At 51.4% G+C, this 13,557-nt stretch carries 13 protein-coding genes; 9 read left to right on the top strand and 4 right to left on the bottom strand.

Going from position 1 to position 13,557, the window contains the following annotated elements:
- Positions 1 to 12 precede the first annotated feature (12 nt).
- Positions 13 to 795 carry a tRNA pseudouridine(38-40) synthase TruA gene (gene truA / locus NTV65_02525; protein ID MCX6114079.1) on the top strand — a complete coding sequence of 261 codons (783 nt, stop codon included), beginning with the start codon at positions 13 to 15 and terminating at the stop codon, positions 793 to 795.
- On the opposite strand, the gene NTV65_02520 is transcribed toward truA, so the two are convergent.
- Both NTV65_02520 and NTV65_02515 read right to left on the bottom strand, forming a co-directional pair.
- Complete coding sequence (locus tag NTV65_02520; GenBank protein MCX6114078.1) at positions 759 to 1,538, bottom strand: hypothetical protein; 780 nt, start codon at positions 1,536 to 1,538, stop codon at positions 759 to 761. The genes truA and NTV65_02520 overlap by 37 nt on opposite strands.
- A 208-nt stretch (positions 1,539 to 1,746) precedes the next feature.
- Entirely contained in the window at positions 1,747 to 3,672 is a 1,926-nt protein-coding gene (locus NTV65_02515; GenBank protein MCX6114077.1) for an AsmA family protein, read from the bottom strand.
- A gap of 192 nt (positions 3,673 to 3,864) precedes the next feature.
- Here NTV65_02515 and lpxB point away from each other — a divergent pair, with 192 nt between their 5' ends.
- The 8 genes from lpxB to NTV65_02475 all read left to right on the top strand — a co-directional run bounded on the left by lpxB (position 3,865) and on the right by NTV65_02475 (position 12,592).
- Positions 3,865 to 5,019 carry a lipid-A-disaccharide synthase gene (gene lpxB / locus NTV65_02510; protein MCX6114076.1) on the top strand — a complete coding sequence of 385 codons (1,155 nt, stop codon included), beginning with the start codon at positions 3,865 to 3,867 and terminating at the stop codon, positions 5,017 to 5,019.
- 8 nt (positions 5,020 to 5,027) lie between these two features.
- Entirely contained in the window at positions 5,028 to 6,794 is a 1,767-nt protein-coding gene (locus NTV65_02505; protein MCX6114075.1) for an ABC transporter transmembrane domain-containing protein, read from the top strand.
- A 42-nt stretch (positions 6,795 to 6,836) separates the two neighbouring features.
- The gene (locus NTV65_02500; protein ID MCX6114074.1) at positions 6,837 to 7,232 is read left to right on the top strand and encodes a hypothetical protein; all 396 of its coding nucleotides are present in this window, start codon (positions 6,837 to 6,839) and stop codon (positions 7,230 to 7,232) included.
- A gap of 92 nt (positions 7,233 to 7,324) precedes the next feature.
- Positions 7,325 to 8,002 carry a lysophospholipid acyltransferase family protein gene (locus NTV65_02495; protein ID MCX6114073.1) on the top strand — a complete coding sequence of 226 codons (678 nt, stop codon included), beginning with the start codon at positions 7,325 to 7,327 and terminating at the stop codon, positions 8,000 to 8,002.
- Positions 7,959 to 9,251 carry a hypothetical protein gene (locus NTV65_02490; protein ID MCX6114072.1) on the top strand — a complete coding sequence of 431 codons (1,293 nt, stop codon included), beginning with the start codon at positions 7,959 to 7,961 and terminating at the stop codon, positions 9,249 to 9,251. Before NTV65_02495 ends, NTV65_02490 begins: the two co-directional genes overlap by 44 nt.
- A 7-nt stretch (positions 9,252 to 9,258) precedes the next feature.
- Positions 9,259 to 10,281 (top strand): tetraacyldisaccharide 4'-kinase, encoded by a 1,023-nt coding sequence (lpxK, locus tag NTV65_02485; GenBank protein ID MCX6114071.1) that lies wholly within the window; start codon positions 9,259 to 9,261, stop codon positions 10,279 to 10,281.
- Entirely contained in the window at positions 10,278 to 12,155 is a 1,878-nt protein-coding gene (gene uvrC, locus NTV65_02480; GenBank protein MCX6114070.1) for an excinuclease ABC subunit UvrC, read from the top strand. Before lpxK ends, uvrC begins: the two co-directional genes overlap by 4 nt.
- A 71-nt stretch (positions 12,156 to 12,226) precedes the next feature.
- Positions 12,227 to 12,592 carry a hypothetical protein gene (locus tag NTV65_02475; protein ID MCX6114069.1) on the top strand — a complete coding sequence of 122 codons (366 nt, stop codon included), beginning with the start codon at positions 12,227 to 12,229 and terminating at the stop codon, positions 12,590 to 12,592.
- On the opposite strand, the gene NTV65_02470 is transcribed toward NTV65_02475, so the two are convergent.
- Together NTV65_02470 and NTV65_02465 are read right to left on the bottom strand one after the other, a co-directional pair.
- Entirely contained in the window at positions 12,582 to 13,121 is a 540-nt protein-coding gene (locus tag NTV65_02470) for a response regulator (GenBank protein MCX6114068.1), read from the bottom strand. The two genes, NTV65_02475 and NTV65_02470, sit on opposite strands and share 11 nt — an antisense overlap.
- The coding region (locus NTV65_02465; protein ID MCX6114067.1) for a hypothetical protein at positions 13,075 to 13,557 on the bottom strand (483 nt) is incomplete at its 5' end. The genes NTV65_02465 and NTV65_02470, both read right to left, overlap by 47 nt.

Below are 13,557 nucleotides of genomic sequence, written 5' to 3'. Positions count from 1 at the left end.
CCGACAGATATTGTGGCCAATATTAAACTGATAGTCGAATACGATGGAGCGGGGTTCCACGGGTGGCAGAAGCAGCCGAACTTGCGCACAGTGCAGGGCGAGCTTGAGAGGGTCATTAAAATAATTCTCCGTCGGCCAATCTTTCCTCTGCAAGCAGCAGGGAGAACCGATGCCGGTGTGCATGCGCGCGGGCAGGTGGTGACCTTTAAGGTCGAGGGAGAGCTTGATCTATATCACCTCACGCAGGGTGTGAGTCACCTCCTTAAAGGAGAGCTATCGGTGCTCTCGGCCTGTGTAGTTCCTGACGATTTTCATCCCGGTTGGTGCGCCACTCATAAACTCTACTCCTACCGAATTCTAAGAAGAGCTGCGCCAGCCGTATTGGACGCGCGCAGGGTCTGGCATATCGGGCACGAGATGGATATCGAGCTAATGCAGCGCTGCGCGTCGATGCTGGTTGGTGAACACGATTTCTCAAGCTTTCGCGACTCCGCCTGTACGGCGCGTACTACTGTTAGAAAGATCTTTTCTAGTGCCTTTCAGCCAGATGGTGACCAGATCGTATATCGCGTTATTGGGAGCGGATTTCTAAAGCAGATGGTACGCAATATCGTAGGTACCCTGACCGATATCGGGCGCGGCAGGATGCGCGACCGATCAATTACCGAGATACTTGCCGCCAAGGATCGACGCATGGCTGGAGTTACAGCCCCACCCCACGGGCTCTGTATGGAGTGGGTTTCGTACGATCCTGCCCCTCAACTTGTAGTCCTCGAAGATGAGATCAAGAGATAGATATGCATCAGTGCGGCTGTTACCTGTTCGAGTAACATCAGGATTCCAGCGCCACCCTGAAATACCCAGGCAGCTAGTAACGCAGCGGTGATTAGGTTCCAAGCGAAGATATAGAGTAGTCCGATACCGTAGCCACCCCGGATCTGATTTATATCGGTTTGAATCGGAGAGATATCACGGATATTTAGGATCGTATCAACTCCGTAACACAAGCCAACCAGGAGACACGCCATGGAATGCTCGTCACGGAAAAGACCGAGTGAGGCTAGCATTCCGATAAAGGTAAAGATCGGTACGATATAGGGGGCAAGAGATATAAAGGCATTAAAGTGAGCGGTTTTTTTGGTATATGAGTATTCAAAGTGACCGGAATTCTCATTGATCTGCATCCCCTTTTTTTTGTTACCAACGAGGTTCGATATAAGTGAGTGCTTGAACTCGTGAAGCAGCACCGAGAGGTGTCCCCGTATCATCGAGTGACCGAGAAGAATTCCTACGAACCACGCTGCCGCAAAGATGCCAGTAGCCTGCATCTGAATTGGCCTAACATTAAATAGCGAGAGCCCTAAGAGTAGCGCCCCGCTCGGTAGGAGCGCCCCCAGAGAGAGAAAGAATGCAAAGCCACCTACCAGCTCATCCTTATCCTTGGCTGATTTCTTTTTGACGGGGGAGGTAACAAAGGTCGGCTCAGGGAGCTTGGCCTCAGTGCTCTCAGGATTTTCGTTTAAGTCGTTGTTTTCCATCGATACGATACCTAACTATTCACCCCAGTATAAACTTGTCGGTGGTTAAAAGGATTCGATCTTGCGATCGGTGCTAAAGACACACCTTTCTTGACGTCCCCTGATCGGGGACGCTTATTTTAGGGGTGAATAGTTATTGTTGTCACCCCCGATTTGCTCCGCAAATCGACCCCTGAGGGGAATTATACTAGATCTAACCCAGCCCTGACTAGAACCCTAAGATACCACCGAGCCCCTTTTTAGAGCCACCCTTAGGCTTTGATAGATCTGTGCCCAATACGCCGCCTAAAATGTTGATCGCCTCCCGTGGTAGCTTAGTTAGGGTTTGTAAGAGGAGCTTCGTTACATCCGGTAGTACTAAGATCGCAGGAGATCGACCCTTAATTATGACCGGTATTACAAGTTGCTGCGCGTTGTTGAGAGCCTTATCCAACCCCTTCGCACCCTTTGCTAATCCCAGCGAGAAATCAGGGGAGAAGGTAAAGGTTGAATTAAGATTCAGCTCACCGTCAAGTGAGATCGTCCCATTGCTTGTAAAGGTACAGATATCGCTTACCAGCGTTAGATCCTTAACCGTGGTCACTCCGTTTGCGATTGAGTAGCTCCCACTCAGCTCCTGAATAACAGTATCCTTTGCGTTGAGATTGAGCGTGTATTTATCTGGGATATGACTGGTCAAAAGACCGCTCACAAAGGGCAGGGTGCCGATCTCGGATAATACCACCATCGGCAAGTTAGTGCCCTTAAGAGCTCCGTTGACAAGTATAAAGGAGCCATGTCCATGTAGCGAACGAGCAATATCTTCATGCGAAACTCCGGAGAGCTCAGAGTTTAGGGTGGCGAGGGTACCGGTTATGGAGTTAGCCAGAGCAGGCTTAAAGGCCGTCAGGATCTGAGTAAGATTAAGCTGCGAGGCCTTGGACTGAGAGTTAAATGATATAGGTGGGCCAAGTTTAAGTGCTGATGGAGAGGTCAGCTCACCGCTAAAACCACGCACGATAAATGTGGTTAGCTCAACACCGGTCGGAGTGACCCGCATAGATAGATCCGTTCTTAGAGGGGCCTCATGCAGCGCTAGGGCAAGCCCCTTGCTCTCAATCATAAGGTCTGAGGGCTTTCCAGAGACATTTATAGCGCCTGCTATTTTAGAGAGTTGGATCGCACCGGGAAGGGTTGCCGCTACGTTTTTGGGAGTAAGGGTAAGCGCTAATGTTGGCTCACCTGAGCCTTGCAAGGTAACGGTTGAGTCAAGCGCAAGCACTCCAGTTGGCTTGTAAACCTCTAAGTTAGGCACAAGGTCCTTTAACTCTCCCATAAGGGGCGCTAGATCAATTCCATTGGAGGAGAGAGCGAGTTGTCCGGTACCTGCGCTGGTCTTTATTCTGCCGCTAGCAAGTAGCTGACCGGCTAATGATTTTAGCGTAAGAGATCGAATGGCTAGATCTCCAGAGGCCTGTGCAAATGAGATAGCATCTCCCTGAAGGTCTAGGTTGTGTGCGCCCTGAGGAGTTAAACTGAGCGAGAGCTTCGGAATCCCTATGCGGGAACCTTCAAGGGTAACCTGCGCGTCTAGATTAATTGATTGCAGAAATATTTTTTTATTCGTACCGAGGTCATGGATCGTAATCGTACCATCCTTAATCATTACTCTATTGATAGATAGATCTAGCTTTGAAGGTGAAGGGGGCGTGGTAGTTTGATTAGAGGCCACAGGAGTAGATCTAGCAGGGGGCTTAGCTACGATCCCTTTTACTGCCACACCATGCGCACTCTTTATAAGCACTATATGCGGCTCCTCAAGGGTGATGTTATGGATCGCTATCTTTTTTGCCAGTAGTGGCAGCAGTGCAGCTTTAGCGCGTAGTTTTTTGAATGTAACTCCGTGTACCCCGTCGCTAAGATCTTTAACAACGATGTCTGCTATCGATAGTTCAAGGGATGGAAAGAGCGAGACATCTAACTGGCCAAACTGAACAGGAGCACCGATAGCGCTAGCTATCTGCTGCTCAATCTCTGCTCTGTGTGATTCAACGAGGGAGTTAGCTTGGATAATAACGTAGCCGACACCAGCTCCAAGGATAACGAGCACAAAAACCAGTAGCGATAATATGGTAATACAGATCTTTCTCTTCATATTTAAGACTCTTTGACTACGATACCCTACCGGTAGTCCTATAACGGTATCTAAAAGAAAGGATATGGCAAAGCCCCCTATTTCACAAGAAACCACATTTAATTCGGGACGTTACACCCCACTTCTATACGGGGGAGCCTCAATGGGGTAAACAGAGGCCCAGAGACAGATGGAGAGAGTGAGGAGTATCTTATGACCCTACGGGTCCTTATCAGCGCAGGGGAGGTTTCCGGTGACCAACACCTCGGGCGGGTTGTGCAGGCCATTAAGGCGCGCATGCCAGAGGCGGAGGTTCGTGGCATGGGGGGTAAGGAGTGCCGTGAGGCCGGAGCCGATCTAGTAGTTGATTGCTATAAGTCCGGCGCAGCGATGGGGTTCTCAGAGCTGCTACGCTCAGCTGGTTCTATTTTAGGGTCGTTTCGGTGCCTGTCATCCCTCATTAAAAGCTGGCGACCACATGTAGTTATCCTGGTTGATTATCCCGACTTTAATCTGCGGCTAGCGCGAGTCGCTAAGAAGGCCGGGTGTAAGGTGCTCTACTATATTCCCCCAAAGGTGTGGGCCTGGCGTACGGGACGGGTTGAGAAGATTAAGCGTTATGTTGATCGCATCGCAGCTATTTTCCCCTTTGAGCGTGATTTTTACGAAAGGCACGGGTATCAGAGCGTTACTTACGTTGGGCACCCCCTGGCTGATCAGAATAGCTCGCTAGCGAGCGAGGTGCAGCGTAATGAGAGCGTGTTGTTTCTACCAGGGAGTAGGAAGTTTGAGGTTGAGAGGTTGCTTCCTCCGATGCTTAGGGCCTTTGAACGGATGAGATCCGTCAAGCCACAGCTGCGTGGAACCGTGCTATTAGCTGCGAATATGTCTGAGGAATTTGCCAAGCAGATAGCGATTACGGCGGTCAAACCTGAAACATTTGCTGCTATTGACTGGAGTAACGGCACCCCGTTGCTAGAGATGCAGCGGGCCAGGGTCGCTGCACTAAAATCTGGAACGTGTAATTTAGAGGGGGCCTTAGCAGAGCTGCCCTTCGTGTCGGTCTACAGTGGCTCGCGCCTCTCTAAGGTGATAGTTTGGACCTTCGTGGCGTTAAAGGAGTACTCTCCTGTAAACATAATTAAGGCTGGGGCTGTGCGAGAGCTAATGCATGTTAAGCTTGATGACGCTGAGTTAGCGCAGGAGCTCCTTGCAATTTACGACGATGGTCCAGTTCGGGATCGTATGCTTACGGATCTTAAGTACGTTCGAACTGCTCTGATCGAGTACGATGCAGAGCGGAGCGTAGAGGGATCGACGGTATCCGAGCGGGTCGCGCAGATGGTATTTAATATGGCAGAGCTGTAAAGGCAAAGATGTATAGACGGATACTTCGCTATTTACGACCGCACAAAAAAGGCTTTACCCTTGCGCTTGTCTGTATGGTTGCCTTTGGAGCGACGGATGGCTTTGTTCCATTTCTGATCAAGTATCTCCTAGATGGGGTCTTTACACAGGAGAAAAAGGATCTACTGTGGTTGCTTCCGGCCTCAATTATCGGCTTTGCCGTTATTAGAGCGTTCTGCGACTTCTGGCAGCAGTTCCTTATGGCCTCCGTAGGTCACCGTGTTACTGAGGATATGAGAAACGATGTTAATCGACACGTGCTCTCACTATCGCCAGATTTCTTTGTGCGGCACTCAACCGGCGAGCTTCTTTCGCGGGTTACCTCAGACGTTATTCTTATTAGATCGCTCCTGACCGATTCGACCGCCGCTATAATTAGGGACTCTATCCGTGTTGTGGCACTCCTGTGTGCCTGTATCTATCTTGATCCGGTTCTATCGCTCGTATCCGTTATCTTCTTTCCTATCGCCGGACTCCCTATCGCGCGTATCGGAAAGCGCATGCGTAAGTTAAGCAAGCGGGGACAGGACGCTATCGGTCAGCTTTCAGCGCTCTTTCAGGAGAGTATGCAGGGGCACCGGGTAGTTAAGATCTTCTGCCGAGAGGAGTTTGAGCAGGGGCGATTTCAAAACGGCAACCGCGAGCTCACCAAAACATTCATCCGTGCTGAACGGGTGCGCGCGCTTGCTGGCCCAATCAATGAGGTGCTCGCGAGCTTCGTGATATCGGGGGTGCTGCTCTATGGAGGTTATTCGGTAATCACAGGTTCCAGAACCTCTGGCGACTTTACCGCGTTCCTAGTCGCAGTTTTTCTTATGTACGAACCGTTTAAGAAGCTAACCCGAGTTAATGCTACGGTTCAGCAGGGATTAGCCGGTGCCCAACGGATCTTTGAGATCCTGGATACGCGCTCTGCTATTGAGGAGCCTAAGCATCCTGTAGCACTCCCAGATAGCTGTGAGATCACCTTTCATAACGTTACATTTAAATATCCAACACGAGCCACTGGTGATGAGCGCAGTAGTGCACTTAAAAATATCTCTTTATCGATTCCACAGGGGAAGAAAGTTGCGCTTGTTGGATTCTCAGGCTCTGGAAAGAGTACCCTGGTGGATCTAATTCCAAGGTTTATCGATCCGACCGAGGGGGTGGTTACCTTTGGAGGGATCGATTGTAGAGAACTCGGGCTTGCGCAGCTACGTTCGAAACTTGCAATAGTTGGGCAACATACCTTTCTCTTTAACGATACGGTGTATAACAACATAGCTTATGGAAATCCTGAAGCGTTAGAGGCACAGGTGATGGCAGCGGCGCAGGCCGCATTCGCTACAGACTTTATTCAGAAGCTACCCGATGGTTTTCAGACCTTAGTAGGTGAGGGTGGGATGACCCTCTCTGGTGGTGAGCGGCAAAGACTGGCGATTGCGCGGGCGATCCTCAAGAATGCACCGGTACTAATCCTCGATGAGGCAACGGCATCGCTTGATAATCGAGCCGAGCGTGAGGTTCAACTAGCGATTGAGAAACTTGAGCAGGGGCGTACCAGCGTTATTATAGCCCATAGACTTTCGACGATCAGGGACGCTGATCTGATCGTTGTTATGAGTGCAGGACGAATAGTTGAGAGCGGCACGCACGAAGAGCTGCTGCAACAGGGAGCTGAGTATTCACGGCTGCACGCCTTGCAGTTCCGGGACGAGGAGCCTGCTGCAGGGAGTCTACGGTCGGTGCAGTAGAACCGCCGCAACTTTACGCCCGGTGTTCCGATAGTAGGGGCTATGGTCGTAATCATGCAGCTCTTACCTATAGTCATAACTTTCCTGCTAGTAGTGACAGGGGTAGCAGAAGCTACTCCGCGGCGCGCACCGGCGAGCACGATTGCGTCAGTAAAAGCTCTTACAACGCTCCGTACTAGTAACCTCTCGTATGTAAGATCCACTAAACGTGGGCAGGAGGAGCTTAGCTTCTTGAGCGTTACGGTGAAGAACATTGGAGATGTAATAGCATCGCAGGTTCAGGTCATAGCGCAATTTCCAGGGGGCATTGAGATACCGTTAAGGGGCCCCAAAAACATACTCGCACACGGCAAGGCGCTCTATACATCCTCAAGCAAGATGCCGCTGGTTACTCCCGGGCGGGTCGCTGCAATAGCGACGTGTGAGGTTTGTCGCTAAGGTAAGTCTTTGTTTTTATGTAACTAGGCAGCATCCCTTTATCCTTAGACCATCTTTTGACGGCTTGGCGATGGGTGGTTACACTACCCCCCATGTCACGTGGCAGAGACCTTATAGCTAATATTAAAACCTGGTTGTTGGGAGGGATCGCCGCACTCCTTATCCGCCTGATTCACACAACTATACGGTGGGAATATATCGGATTCCCTGCTAGCGCCCCGCCCCCTGCTAGCGCCCCTGTCGTGATCGCCTTCTGGCACGGGCGTATGTTAATGATGCCGATGATATATAGACGGGCACGCGGAGCGTTCCCACGCACTAGTTATATGCTAATGAGTCAGCACGGTGATGGTCGGTTAATCGCCTTCGCCGTTAGGCTACTCAGTATCAGTTGCGTTGCAGGCTCCTCAACTAGGGGTGGATTGGCAGCACTACTTAAAATGTGCCGATGGGTAGAGGCCGGCGCAGACGTTGGATTCACCCCCGATGGTCCAAAGGGGCCCCGCTATGAATGTAAGGATGGGATAGCCTTAGTCGCTCAAAGAACCGGGGCTGTGGTCCTTCCCTTCTCATATTCTACCGAAAGGAGGTGGCAGCTCTCGACCTGGGATAGGATGATTATACCGAAACCGTTCTCCCGGGGTGTTGCTATCCTGGGAGCACCGATCTCGGTCTCTCAGGAGGAAGATCGAGAGCAGGCCCGATTGCGAATTCAGGAAGCATTGCATGAAATTACCGAGCAAGCAGATAGGCACTGGACCCCTCTTTAGGGGCTATCAGTTGGCCGGCAGCGCGCTAATACCGCTCGTGGCCCTAACGCTGCTCGCAGCGAAACGGGGGCGTGTGCGGTACGGCGAGCGCTTTGGCGAGTGGGGGACCCTGCCTGAAACGCCGTGGTGGTTTCATGGGGCTTCAATCGGCGAGGTGCAGGGAATTATTCCGATCCTACAAAGGGTTAGGGAACACTACGCTCAGGATCAGATCCTACTAACCGCAACCTCACCTACTGGACTAGAACGCGGGGCCCCCTACGCTAATCTTACCAGACTTATTCCTATCGATAGCGCCCCCCTGGTGCGACGAGCGCTCGCGAAGGTTAGAGCCAAGCAATTGATTATAAGTGAGACGGAGCTCTGGCCCGTATTCTTATCGCAGGTTCTCTTATCCGGACTGCCGGTGTCCGTAGTAAACGGCAGGGTCTCTGATTATACCTTACGGTGGTACCGTGCAGCGCGCTCGATATTTGAGCCTATTATCGCCTCATTCTCGACGATCTGTGTACCTGATGCCGAACAACGGAACCGTTACATTGAACTGGGGGCCGTTCCAGATCGTGTGCACGTTACCGGACATACAAAATACGATACTATACCCGCCCTACAGGGAACTGAATCTCGTGATAAGACAAGAGAGAGGTTTTTTACCGCAATTACTCCGCAAAGCCGCATCCTTGTGCTCGGGAGTATTCGGGCAGGAGAGGAGTACTGGTGGTTCGAGGCGTGTCAGCGCATGTGGCAGGCTAAGATGGATCTGCGTGTGATTATAGCCCCGAGACATGCAGAGCGCTTTGAGTATTTTATCCAAGGAGCTCAAAAGCTCGGCGTTGCGTGTGAGCAGTGGAGCAAGCGATCTGATAGAGAGCAGGTCGAAGCAAAGGTTCTTATCCTCGATCTAATGGGAAAACTTGAAGAGGCTTATTCGATCGCGGACCTCGCCTTTGTCGGAGCTACGTTAGTCGATATCGGTGGGCACAATCCGTGTGAGCCAGCCATGTACGGAGTTCCGGTCTGTGTTGGTCCATATACCTCTGTTATTCGTGAGGTTGTAAATGAGATGCGAGCGCAGCACGGTATTATAGAGCTCTCTAGTAAGAGGGATGTGTGCGACCTAGTTGAACGGTTATGCTCAGAGGCTAGCTCTTCGTTACAGGGGGTTGGTCTAGCTGGACAACAGGTATGGGAGCGGCACCGCGGTTCGGCAGATAGGGTGCTGACACTTATTGGAAAAGCAGAAGATTAGTTACGTTATGGCCAGATTTATATTAAAATTATGGGCTGCGCTCTACTGGGGGGTGACCCGTCTGCGCGGATCTCTGTACGACCTCGGCATCTTACGAAGTTATCGTTCCAGAATCCCTGTTATTAGCATAGGAAACGTAACCGTAGGTGGTAACGGCAAAACGCCGCTAGCTCTCTATCTCGCGGCTGAGTTGGCTGCGCGTGGATGGAGGCCGGTGATACTCTCTAGGGGGTACGGGGGGCGCGTCAAGGGGCCACAGCGTGTAAGCGCTACGAATAGAGCAGAAGATGTCGGTGACGAGCCGTTACTGATGGCCCAAACAGGGGACTCTCCGGTATATATCGCCCGTTCACGGGCAGCCGGCGCGCGCTTAATAGAGAGCGATGCGAGTGGAGATGTAATCCTACTTGATGATGGGCTACAGCACCGCGCTCTGGCACGTAATCTTGATATAATCTCTATATTTGCTGGCAATGAGCGCGCTGTTACGGAGTTCGTAAAGGGAGAGCTATTGCCACTCGGGCTATTTCGGGAGGTTCGCGAGGTTGCTCTAAAGCGCGCAGCGATGATCGTTATCGCCGAACGACGTGTGGTGCTAGATAGCAAAGGCTTGGCTCCAATTGATACCCGTTTGATGAATACTCTTCCCGCAGCGGCAACGGTCTATCGATCGTTTTTTGAAGCTAGTGAGGTGCAACACCTAACCAGCGCTCAGCCGCTAGGGGCCTGTCGTGTTAACGCCTTTGCTGGAATAGCGAATCCAGACACATTTTTCGAGTCCTTAGAGCAACTCGGTTATACCCTGCTAGGGAAAACCTCCTTTGCCGATCATCATGCGTTTAGTGAGGTGGATCTGCAAAAAATTCTAGCGCAACATCCTGGGGTTCCCCTGGTATGCACGGCTAAAGATGCCGTTAAGCTTGCAGGGATGAGCGTAGAGCTGCGATTGCAGTGTGCTGTTATGCGAGTAAAGCTCAAGGTCGTACCCTCCGATGCTTTTATAGTGCAGATAGAGCGTAAGATCCGATGACTGCGATAGATCCAACCATCACTGCAGAACGGCTTGAGTATTTAAGGCTTCAGGCAACCCATGCTCCTGAAGAGCCGGGGGTGTATCTAATGCGCGATGACGCGCGTGTTGTAATCTATGTTGGAAAGGCCAAGGACCTGCGCGCGCGCTTAAGAACATATTTTGCGGGTGATGGTACTGGTGATGGTCGCTTTCAGATCGGATATCTCCTGCAACGGGTGATAGCCTTCGAGACGATCGTTACACAGACGGAGCAGCAGGCGTTCTTACTAGAACGTGACCTAATTAGTAAGTACAAGCCGCGCTATAATATCCGTCTTAAGGACGACAGGGCCTACCTCTCTATCAGGATCGATGAAGCCGCAGAGTGGCCCCGAATTGAGCTAGTTCGTAGACCCGAGAACGATGGCGCAACCTACTATGGGCCGTACGCTTTTAGTGGAGAGCTCCGAAATATCCTTGAGGTAATTAAGAAAGTTGTTCCTTTACGTTCCTGCTCGGACCCTGTGCTCTATAATCGCCAGCGCCCCTGTCTCGAATATCAGATGAAGCGGTGCTGCGCCCCATGTTGCTTGCCTGTGCAACCAGAGGAGTATCGAGATCTTGTAAAGCAGGCGCGCGCAATTCTGCAGGGTAAAACAGCGGCTACTATTAAACAGCTAGCCGGAAAGATGGAGGAGTCTGCAGCAGGGCTCAATTTTGAGCAGGCTGCCGCTTGGCGCGACCGGATCGAGCTTCTTACCAATTTTCAGGAGGGGCGCTCCCTGACCTCCTTTCGTGGCGAGGACCGCGATGTTTTTGGTGTCGTGCGCGAGGGTGCTCAGGCCGCTTTGTGTGTGCTCCTGGTTAGGTACGGGCGCATCACAGAGACGAAGTCCTTTATACTCGACGATGTGCGCCTCTCAGATGAGGAGCTGCTCGAATCGGCTGTGCAGCAGTTCTATCAGGCCGATCGTCACATTCCATCAGAGATCCTCGTACCCTGCGAGCTTGAGAACGCAACTTTGATTGAGGCGGGGCTTGCTGGTAGGGCCGGCTATAAGGTTGAAGTTGCTTTTCCACAGCGTGGCTCAAAGGCACGCCTTATCTCCATAGCGGAGCTAAATGCGCGGCATGCGTTTCAGGGCTCCCTAACGCACGAATCGCGCTGGGAACAGGTCGCCTCCGCGCTAGCTCAGATGGTAGGGCTTAAGCAGGTGCCGCGACGGGTTGAGTGTGTTGATATCTCTAATTTCCAGGGCTCAGACACCGTTGGGGCCTCGGTTGCTTTCTTTGATGGGGTCGCCGACAAGGGGGCTTACCGGCGGTACAAACTGTCTCAGCAGGGCAAGCCGGACGACTTTGCATCGATCTACGAGGTGGTTTCGCGGCGCCTCAAGCGCGGTATAAGTGAGGAAGATCTTCCGGACCTTTTGGTTATCGATGGAGGGGCAGGGCAACTTTCAAGTGCGCTTCAGGCACGGGATGAGTTGAATTTATCCGTTGAGATTATAGCACTTGCAAAGATGCGAACTGAGGGGGAGCTACAGGCGCGCGAGGTCGAACGTAAGCCTGAGCGGCTCTATATACCCGGCAGAGAGGAGCCGCTAGCGCTCGAAGAGGGCCATCTGGTGACTAGCTTCCTCTCTAGGATTAGGGATGAGGTGCACCGCTTCGTTATTACATTCCACCGCCAGACCCGCTCGCGTCGGGTTTTTCGTTCTGTGCTAGATACCGTACTAGGGGTCTCACCAGAGAGCAGAAATCGGCTAATCCGACACTTTAAGACGGTTGAGGGGATACGTAGCGCCGAGCTGGCTGCGGTCGCGGCAACGGGTAAGATCTCAGTATTGCTTGCAAAGAAGATCCAGAGCAAGCTTAGGGAGAGAACGTAGATAGCTAAGAGGGCGCTAAAATAAAAAATGTAGCCTAGCGCGCTGTTTCCTGCATAACCATGGATATGATGATGATTAAGACAATATTTAGAGTAGGGATCTTTGTGGCTGGCTGCGTGTTAGTGACCTCCTCGGTCTATGCAGATCAGATCCGTTATATGGACAACTCTGGAAACCTTCGCTTTGTAGATAGTATCGCGCAGGTCCCCCGTCAGTACAGAGAGCAGATATATCCTGCAACTCCTACCCCTGTACTCGATAAAAAAGGGTTAGCCGATCTCCAACGGAGAAATAAAGAGGAGGCCAATCGCAAATTAAGGGAGCAGCATGAAAAAAAGCGTGAAGCTCTAAATCGACAGAGGGAGTATGAACTTGAGCGGCGTAAAGAGGAGAAGGAGCTTCAGCGTCGCGAGGAATCGAGCAGCCTTAACCGATAGGATCTCGCTTAAGTAGTGAGCAGAAGAGCTCCTGTAGTTCATGAATGGCAAAGGGCTTTGCTAAAAATCTAACTCTATTACCATAGCTCGAAATTAAGTTTTTAATCTCCGAGCTACCACTCATCATGATGATCGGTAGTTCCGGATAGGTGACGATAAGCTCTGGAAGTAGATCGCTACCACACTCATCCGGCATCGTATCGTCAAGCAGAATTAGATGCGGCGTTATGCCGCAGTTGAATAGGTAAGAACGTAACGAACTGACGTTAGGAACCACCACAACTCGGTGTCCCATAGATGTAAGAACGCTCAACAGCATTGAGCGTATCGCGTCGTCATCCTCGGCTATAACTAAATCAAGCCCCCCTGGTGAGGAAGAGCCCTGCATAGATTTGTGAATATCATCAACATGAATCGCCTCGATTTGATTGGGAAATATGGGCAAGAACACGAAGAATGTTGTTCCTCCCGCAGCGCTACTCTTAAATGAGATGCTGCCGTCGTGCGCCTCGACTATCGATTTTATCATCGATAGCGATCCCAGCCCCTGTGTCTGCAATCGATATCCGCACAAACGATCCCGAGGCATGTGATGCCTGCAAGGCCTGCGAGGCCTGCGAGGAGTGTTGATAAGAGACCCGCTCCCACGCAATCTGAATCGTACCCGCAGCACTAATCGCATCACGCGCATTTAGTATTAGATTAATGAATGCCTGTTGGAGCTGCACGGCATCAGCCCATACCGTAATGTCGTCTGGGGTAGGATCGAAGTGAAGGGAGATACGTGCTGGAAGTAGATACCTTACTAGTCGCAGCGAATCTTGAATAACCTGTAGGATTTTAATCGGACCCGGCTTGAAATTGCCTCCACGTCCAACCATCATGAGCTGTTGTCCCATATGATGACACCCATCGACGGCCTGTAGTGCGGCAGAGAGTGATTCAAGGGCCGGAGAGTCCGGAGG

This window comes from Pseudomonadota bacterium, assembly GCA_026390555.1.
In the GTDB taxonomy this organism is placed as follows: domain Bacteria; phylum Bdellovibrionota_C; class UBA2361; order UBA2361; family OMII01; genus OMII01.
Note: the sequence above shows the minus strand (reverse complement) of the source record. Positions and strands in the feature narration are given on the sequence as shown.

What these genes read in the sequence shown, in the direction of transcription:
- NTV65_02505 (MCX6114075.1), top strand. Translation starts at nt 5,028, where the DNA reads ATGTATAGACGGATACTTCGCTATTTACGACCGCACAAAAAAGGCTTT.
- NTV65_02520 (MCX6114078.1), bottom strand. Translation starts at nt 1,538, where the DNA reads ATGGAAAACAACGACTTAAACGAAAATCCTGAGAGCACTGAGGCCAAG.
- NTV65_02495 (MCX6114073.1), top strand. Translation starts at nt 7,325, where the DNA reads ATGTCACGTGGCAGAGACCTTATAGCTAATATTAAAACCTGGTTGTTG.
- NTV65_02475 (MCX6114069.1), top strand. Translation starts at nt 12,227, where the DNA reads ATGATTAAGACAATATTTAGAGTAGGGATCTTTGTGGCTGGCTGCGTG.
- NTV65_02515 (MCX6114077.1), bottom strand. Translation starts at nt 3,672, where the DNA reads ATGAAGAGAAAGATCTGTATTACCATATTATCGCTACTGGTTTTTGTG.
- NTV65_02500 (MCX6114074.1), top strand. Translation starts at nt 6,837, where the DNA reads ATGGTCGTAATCATGCAGCTCTTACCTATAGTCATAACTTTCCTGCTA.
- uvrC (MCX6114070.1), top strand. Translation starts at nt 10,278, where the DNA reads ATGACTGCGATAGATCCAACCATCACTGCAGAACGGCTTGAGTATTTA.
- lpxB (MCX6114076.1), top strand. Translation starts at nt 3,865, where the DNA reads ATGACCCTACGGGTCCTTATCAGCGCAGGGGAGGTTTCCGGTGACCAA.
- NTV65_02470 (MCX6114068.1), bottom strand. Translation starts at nt 13,121, where the DNA reads ATGATAAAATCGATAGTCGAGGCGCACGACGGCAGCATCTCATTTAAG.
- NTV65_02490 (MCX6114072.1), top strand. Translation starts at nt 7,959, where the DNA reads ATGAAATTACCGAGCAAGCAGATAGGCACTGGACCCCTCTTTAGGGGC.
- lpxK (MCX6114071.1), top strand. Translation starts at nt 9,259, where the DNA reads ATGGCCAGATTTATATTAAAATTATGGGCTGCGCTCTACTGGGGGGTG.